The organism is Escherichia sp. E1130, assembly GCF_005781065.1.
Taxonomy (GTDB): Bacteria; Pseudomonadota; Gammaproteobacteria; order Enterobacterales; family Enterobacteriaceae; genus Escherichia.
In genome coordinates this window covers 1-2,031 of the sequence record NZ_VATL01000077.1, presented here as the reverse complement: position 1 = coordinate 2,031, position 2,031 = coordinate 1, and the positions used below count along the sequence as shown (strand labels likewise).

The following is a 2,031-nucleotide window of genomic DNA, read 5'->3' as shown; positions in this document are numbered from 1 at the left end:
GTTCTCACTGTACGCTTACGTTGAGCTTTATAAAACACTAACATGGGATCGAGGCGCTGAAATGACCAGCCACACTCGGTTTACTGTAGCGACAGACATACAGATTTATTTCTGTGATCCTCAATCTCCCTGGCAACGTGGCTCAAATGAAAATACGAACAGGCTACTCAGACAATATTTTCCAAAAGGAACTGACTTATCGGTTCACAGCCAGCAAAGACTTAACTGTGTTGCCAGACAGCTAAATGAAAGACCGAGAAAAACGCTAGACTATGAATCACCCGCAGAGCGGTTTAATAAGTGTGTTGCATCCATCGATTGAACTCACACCCATTACCGGACTTACAACGCGCAATTAGCCTTTCGCAGTTAGCGCGTGAGCTTGCGAACAGTACGCCGTTACGGGACACAGCCTAATGACTTTTATTTAAGTTCATTATGTTGCGCCTCTGAAAAAGTACCTCAGCACAAGTGTGACTGGACTTGCACTGAGGGAATACGTCCACCCCATACCCGGTAATTTAGAGGGACTCATGATATATTAATTATTTTTATTAAAAATGCCAATGTAAAAATATTATTACGCATCAATGTCACTTAAAACTGCATATAATAAACCTATTACAACCCTTTTGATTTCAAACGCTCCAGATGTTCTAGATAAATAGATATCGAATCAGAATATCTTGGTAACACACCTGCAATCTGATTGATGGCGTCAAGATGATCTAATGAATAATCAGAACGAATGACTTTTCCAAGATGACTGGCATAGCGACCGACCAAACCATCATTTTCATGATATTCATTTTCAAAAAGCATAGAACATGCTAACATAGCAATATGGCTGGGGTCAAAATTATTCATCCCCTGATGTAAAATATTAGAATCAATGATGCCACTCCAAGAGTAATAATAGACACCATTATCGAATTCCTTACCTTCACCTCCTCTTACTATCGGAAGTCCTTGCGGATATTTTTCGTTAAATTTAGCCACGCCTTCAGTAGTTAAGGCATCCAGGGCTGCTATGGAATCCTGTGGAAAATCAGGATTTCCGCTGATAGCTGTTAATAATTTTGCAAACACATCCAGTATAGAATTAGCAATTACCTCTGGTATTTCACCAGGAATTAATGCACTACGGACTAAATCCGCAAATTCAGAACCAAAATTTACACCATTTACAGAAGTTACCGATGCGACTAGCGTTGGGTGTGTAGCTGCGACATAACGACAAGCCAGTGGCCCTTGGCTGTGACCAATCAAATTGACTTTCTCCTTTCCCGTTTTTTTTAAGACATCATTAATATATGCTAAGAGTTGTTCGCCACGCAGTTCATTATCATTTACTGCTGAAATTGATGCGATAAATACTGTAGCCCCGGCCTCTTCAAGAGCATCCTTAATACCGTAAAAGTATGGGTATACCCCAGCGATTTTATCAAAACCAAATAGTCCATGCACTAATACAACAGGATAATTAAGTTGAGTCTGTATTTTCATTTTTAACACCTCTAATATTAAATATGTCAGAATGGAATAGAGTGGCCACTACTTGAGTAGTAAAGCAAAAAATAATTTAATGCAAGCGTATTTGTTATTCTTCATGAGTTTATAATTAAAAGGCCACCATAGAAAGTGATTATAATAATTTGCTGACGGAGGCCATAAATAAGGACTAAAAATCCTGCATCATGTTATGTTCGGCTCTCTGAGCTTACCCATCAATAGTGGGTATCGTAAGTATTCCTCATAATAAAACTATTTGCATTTAAAGTTCATTCGACATACTCACACCAAAAATAAAGGGGGTAGTCCTGCGTAGGCAATGATTCCAAATTATTGGGAATTATTTATCGTTATGCAGTTCTACCGACTTTGAGAACGACAGCAACGGCCATATAAAGTAAGCTGCATGCTGGGCCCATGCCCGTAAGCGTACAGAGTGAACCGTCTGGTCATAATCTGAAGCATCCGACAAAGTGGTGCCCACCAAAAGAAGTAATAGTGATCTTACCCAGCAATAGT

At 39.4% G+C, this 2,031-nt stretch carries 2 protein-coding genes; one reads left to right on the top strand and one right to left on the bottom strand.

Annotated elements, in window-relative coordinates:
• A partial coding sequence (locus FEK66_RS25570) for an IS30 family transposase (protein WP_138211659.1) occupies positions 1-322 on the top strand: 322 nt, incomplete at its 5' end.
• Positions 323-621: 299 nt separating this feature from the next.
• Here FEK66_RS25570 and FEK66_RS25565 read toward each other — a convergent pair.
• Complete coding sequence (locus FEK66_RS25565; protein ID WP_135495634.1) at positions 622-1,506, bottom strand: triacylglycerol lipase; 885 nt, start codon at positions 1,504-1,506, stop codon at positions 622-624.
• Positions 1,507-2,031 lie beyond the last annotated feature (525 nt).

Bases quoted from the DNA above. Each gene is read 5' to 3' on its own strand.
- FEK66_RS25565 (WP_135495634.1), bottom strand. From the start codon at position 1,506: ATGAAAATACAGACTCAACTTAATTATCCTGTTGTATTAGTGCATGGA.